Annotated in this window: 3 protein-coding genes; all 3 read right to left on the minus strand. The window is 64.7% G+C overall.

Features of this window, described 5'->3' with window-relative positions; genetic code table 11:
- Window positions 1-1,542: PAS domain S-box protein (locus tag AB4Z11_RS21250; RefSeq protein ID WP_442027499.1), on the minus strand; the 1,542-nt coding region annotated here is incomplete at its 3' end.
- The gene (locus AB4Z11_RS21255; protein ID WP_442027500.1) at window positions 1,539-4,121 is read right to left on the minus strand and encodes a chemotaxis protein CheB; all 2,583 of its coding nucleotides are present in this window, start codon (window positions 4,119-4,121) and stop codon (window positions 1,539-1,541) included. The genes AB4Z11_RS21250 and AB4Z11_RS21255, both read right to left, overlap by 4 nt.
- A gap of 67 nt (window positions 4,122-4,188) precedes the next feature.
- A complete protein-coding gene (locus AB4Z11_RS21260) occupies window positions 4,189-5,529 on the minus strand; it encodes an efflux transporter outer membrane subunit (protein ID WP_442027501.1) in 1,341 nt (446 codons plus the stop codon).
- Window positions 5,530-5,537: the final 8 nt, after the last annotated feature.

Genomic DNA, 5,537 nt, shown 5'->3' on the forward strand with positions numbered 1-5,537 from the left:
CGGTTCGTAGTCGTGAAGGCGGAAGGTACCCTGCAGGGCATCCACCCTTTCGGCGATGCCGATCAGGCCAAAGCGGCCCGGTTTGTCGCGCTGCTGGGGCGTGATGCCGATGCCGTTGTCTTCCACCGCCAGCATGATGTCGCCGTCCTGCTCTTCCAGCGCCACTTCCACATAGCTGGCCTTGGCGTGGCGCAGTACATTAGCCAGCGATTCCTGCACGATGCGGAACAGCACCACACYGGTTTCCGCGTTGATGCGCGCGAAGCCCGCGTCATGCGGCATGCGCAAGCGGCAATCCAGTGCGCTGCGGCCGCGGAAGTCGTTGACCAGCCATTCCAGGGCCGCGGGCAGCCCCAGGTCCAGCACCGCCGGGCGCAATTCGTTCATGATGCCGCGCACGCTGCGCAAGGACGCGTCGATGGTCGCCAGGGCCGCCGTCACGCGCCGCGCCAGACGCGAATCGCCATGCCCCACGCGCGCATGCATCTGCGAGATGTCCATGCGCAGCGCCAGCAGGTTCTGGCCCAGTTCATCGTGGATTTCGCGCGCGATGCGCTTGCGCTCTTCTTCCTTCACCGAGGCCATATGCGCGGACAGCTGGCGCAGCTGGCCGTTCGCATGCAGCAGTTCGGCCGTGCGCTGCACGACGCGCACTTCCAGCTTGTGGTGCAGTTCCTGCAATGCGTCTTCGGCCTGGCGGCGCTGGCTGATGTCCGAGAACACGGCCACCACGCTGTTCACTTCACCGTCCGTGCCCAGCATGGGCCGCAGAGACAGGGAAGCAATGAACTCGGAGCCGTCGCGCCGCCTTACCATCAACTCGCCCTGCCAGCTGATCCCGGCCAGCACCTCGGCCCATAGCGTGCCGTAGAACTCCGGTTTCTGGCGCGGGTGGCGTAGCATGCGCAGCGGCTTGCCTTGGGCTTCGGTGGCGCCGAAACCGGTGATGGCGCAAAAGGCGGGATTGACTGACAGGATGCGGCCCGCGGGATCGGTGGTCACCACGCCCTCGTCCAGATTGTCCATCACCACAAACGCGCGGCGCAGCGCAGTTTCGCGCGCATGCCATTCGGTGATATCGCTGACGATGATGCGAATGACGTCGTCGCCGGAGTCGAGATTCGCCTCCAGGCGGATGCGGCTGCCGCCCACGCCGTCAAACAGCAAGGCCTCCATGACCGCCGACGAGCCATCTGTCGGCAGATCGGCCAGGAAGCAGCGCAGCGCCGCCTGGCTGGCAGGTTCCACAAACCGCTCAAAGGGCTCGCCCGGCAGCGCGGCGCATTCCGTATGCAGCAGTGCCGCGGCAGCGCGGTTGGCGCCGACGATTTGTCCATCGCGCGACAGCGACAGATAGCTGACCGGGGCTTTTTCATACAGCCCCGCGTAACGCTGCAAGCCCTCCTCCACCTGCCGCTTCTGCAGTTCCAGCTCGGCCAGGGCCGCACTCTGGATCTCCAGCTCGATCTGGCTGACCTGAAGCTCATGCCACTGCTTGCGCATGTCCAGCTCATCGGCAGACTGGGAGGGCGTTTTCTTCATTGGGGTATGTGTTCAGCTCCACCGCCGGGGGTCATGAGGCGCGCCTCCAGCGACTTCAGCTCCGTAATATTGATGAAGGTGGCAACCAGGCCGTCGATCACATTGGCCACGGTACGGTAAGGCATGATGCGCACCATGAACCAGCGGCCGTCGCGCGTCGGAATCTGCTTTTCGCAGAATACCAGGGTCCGCAAAACTTCCATCGCATCCTGTTCCAGCTCCGGATACACCAGGTCATTCACGATATCGCCCAGCGGACGGTTCAGGTCCGTGGGAATCAGCTTGTAGATCTGCGTGGCCTGAGTCGTGAAGCGGCGGATGTGCAAGGCATTGTCGAGGAAAATGACYGCGATGTCGGTGCTGTTCAGCAGGTTCTTCATATCGCTGTTGACCAGCGACAGATCATCCACTTTGGATTGCAGCTCGGCGTTGACCGTGTACAGCTCTTCGTTCAGCGATTGCATCTCTTCCTTGGAGGTGGTCAGTTCCTCGTTGGTCGATTGCAGTTCCTCATTGGTCGATTGCAGCTCTTCGTTGGCGGACTTCAATTCCTCGCGCGAAGTCTGCATCTCATCGCGCACCGTCTGCAGTTCCAGGCGTGCCTGCGACAGCCCCTGTTCCAGCTCCATCAGGCGCGGATTCGGCGAGCGGCTGCGGCGGTTACGCAGCGGCGCCTGGGTGGCGGCAAACGTCAGCAGCAGCGTGCCTTCCGGATGCTGGCCCTCGCTCATCGGTTYGGCCGTCATGTCCACCATCAGCGCGGAACTCTCGCTTTCCTTCAGGATCAGGCCTCGCACGCTTTCCTGGTCGCCGCTGCGGATGGAGCGGTTGATCAGGTCTGCCAGCTCGTAGCGCAGGCCGTCGCGCGCCATGGCGTGGATATTCCAGTTGGCCTTGCCCGCCGCCGGCTCCAGGAAGGCGCCGGTGCGCCCATGGATGTAGAGGATGTCGCCCTCGGCGTTGAGCAGCACGGCCGCTGGGGAGTGTTTCTTGAGCAGGGCCTGCTCGACTTGGGACTGAAGATTGCCGGTCATGGAAGTGGTTCTGGCTTCGTTGGAAAGTGGAATGGCGGCGGCGGTGACCTTGGTCGGGAAATAGTTGGCAACGCGGTTGGTGGACGCGTCCAGCCTTTGATAGATGCGGCCCGAGCCCGGCACCGCCGCGAAAAGATCGGTGAAATTACCCGGCGTGTCCGCACTGCCCAGCACCAGGAAACCGTTGCGGTTCAGGGCGTAGTGGAACAGCGGAATCAGGTGCTCCTGCAGCTTCGGATTGAAGTAGATCAGCAGGTTGCGGCAGCTGAGGATATCCAGCTTGGTGAATGGCGGGTCCGAAATGATGTTCTGCTGCGCGAAGATGATGGTATTGCGCAGCTCCTTGCGGATACGGTAAGACTTGCCATCCACCACAAAGTAGCGCGACAGGCGCTCGGCCGAAATATTCTCTTCGACATTGCGCGTAAACACGCCCTGGCGCGCGCGGTCGATCGCGTCCGGGTCCAGGTCGGTGGCGAAAATCTGCAGGGAATACTTGGCTTTCGGGTTCACATGGGCCACCGCCTCGTCGAACACCATGGCCAGCGAATACGCTTCCTCCCCCGTCGAGCAGGCCGGCACCCAGGCCTTGAACGCCGCGCCGTTAGGATGCGATTGCAGCATTTCGGGAATGGTCACCGACCGCAGATGCTCCCACACCTTGGGATCGCGGAAGAAGCTCGTTACGCCAATCAGCAGTTCACGGAACAGCAGTTCGATTTCGCTGGGATTCTCGCGCAGGAACTGCACATAGGCTTCCATCGATTCGGACTGCTGCAGCTTCATGCGGCGCTCGATCCGGCGCAGCACTGTGTTCATCTTATAGTCGGTGAAATTATTGCCCGTGTGGTTCTGTAACAGGTTGAGCAGTTCGCGCAGCGCATGGCGGCGCGCGTGGCCGCGGCCATGCACCACGTTCGGCTCGGAAGCCCAGGCGCTCCACAGGCGCTCCGGCATATCGCCGGGCAGGGCCACCACGTCCGCCACTCCCGCTTCGATCGCGCTGCGCGGCATGGCGTCGAACTTGGCCGATTCGGGCGCCTGCACCAGCGTCACGCCGCCCGCCTCCTGGATATGGCGCAGGCCGGCCGTGCCGTCCGTCCCCATGCCGGAGAAAACCACGCCGGCAGCATGGGCGCGCTTTTCCTCGGCCAGGGCGCGGAAGAAGGTATCGATGGGGTAACGGTGGCCAGGCTGGTTGCTGGGATGGAGCAGCGCCAGCATGCCGTCGGCAAAGGCCAGGTCGGAATTGGGCGGAATCACATACACGCAATCCGGCTCGATCGGCATGCGGTCGCGGATTTCGGCCACGGACATGGGCGTGACCCGTTGCAGCAGCTCAGGCAACAAACCTTTGCGCAGCGGGTCCTGGTGCTGGACGACGATATAAGCCAGCCCGCTGCGCTCCGGCACAGCGGCGAGGAATTCGGTGATGGCATCGAGCCCACCGGCAGAAGCGCCGATTCCGACGATATGGGTGGGGCGTCGTTCGGTTTGTTCTTGTGAGGGAGTGGCTGCGGTGCTGACTGTTGAACGCTTAGTCATTATCTATGGTTTATGGACGGTATCGCCATATTGCCAGCCGATTATGAAAAGCGCAATCGAGCACCTGCTAATGTGCCTGCCACCCTCCTCCCAGGGCCTGAATCAGGGAGACGGCTGTTGTTTGGCGGTCGGCCTGGGCCTGCACCAGGGCGCGGCGCGCATTCAGCGCCGTGACCTGGGCCGTCACCACTTCCGTGTAGCTGACCTGGCCCGCGCGGTAGCGGTTGATCATCTGCTGCTCGACCTGGTCGGCCGCCTCGGAGGCTTGGCGGCGCAGGTCCTGCTGCTCGCCCAGCACGCGGGTGGCGGCCAGCTGGTCCTCCACGTCGGCGAAGGCGCTCAGCACCGTCTGGCGGTAGCGCGCCACAGCCGCGTCGCGCGCTGCGGTGGCTTCGTCCACCCGCGCGCCGGTGGCGCCGGCATTGAATACCGTCTCGGCAGCGGACAGGCCGAGCGACCACAGGCTGTTGGAGGCGCTGAACAGGCCCCCGGCTGCCGTGGCGCCAAAGCCGCCGCTGGCCGTCAGACTCAGATCCGGGAAGTAGGCGGCGCGGGCGACGCCAATGTTCGAATTGGCAGCTGCCACGCGGCGCTCGGCGCCGGCGATGTCCGGACGGCGCTCCAGCAGGGTCGATGGCAGGCCCGGCGGAATGTCCGGCACTTGCAGCGTCCATGCCGCCGGGGCCAGCGAGAACTCGGCAGGCGCCTTGCCCAGCAGGACGGCAATGGCGTGTTCGAACTGGGCGCGCTGGCGGGTGGTGGTCAGCAGATCGGCGCGGGCATTGGCCAGTTGGGTCTGGGCCTGCAGCAGGTCGGATTTGGCGGCGATCCCTGCGTTGAAGCGGTTCTGCGTGATCTGCAGCACCCGCCCATAGCCCTCGACCGTGGTTTCCAGTAGCTGCCTGGTGGCGTCGGCCAGGCGCAGGGAAATGTAGTTGGCGGCCAGCTCGCCCTGTGCCGACAGTTTCGCCGCTGCCAGATCAGCCTCGCTGGCCTGGGCGCTGGCCTGTGCGCCACTGACGCCGGCCCGCAGGCGGCCCCAGATATCCGGCTCCCAGCTGCCGCCCAGATTCACGCGGTACTGGTTGCCGGTGCGGGTCTGCCCTCCTCCGCCGGAACGGTCGGCGCTGGCGTTCAGCGTCACCACCGGGAACAGCGCGGCGCGCTGCTCGGCCACGATGGCGCGCGCCTGCGCATATTGCGCGACGGCGGCGGCCACGTTCTGGTTATTCACTTCGACCGAAGCGGCCAGCTCGTTCAGCTGCGGATCGCCAAACAGCTGCCACCATGGGCCGCGCTGCAAGGTGTCGGCGGGCGCGGCGGGCTGCCAGCCCTGGGCTTCCTTGAAGGCGGCAGGCTGCGGCGTTTTCGGGACTTCGTAAGTTGGCGTCAGCGCACAGCCGCTCAGGGCGGCGG

The sequence above is a fragment of the Pseudoduganella sp. RAF53_2 genome, assembly GCF_052113985.1.
Taxonomy (GTDB): domain Bacteria; phylum Pseudomonadota; class Gammaproteobacteria; order Burkholderiales; family Burkholderiaceae_D; genus Rugamonas.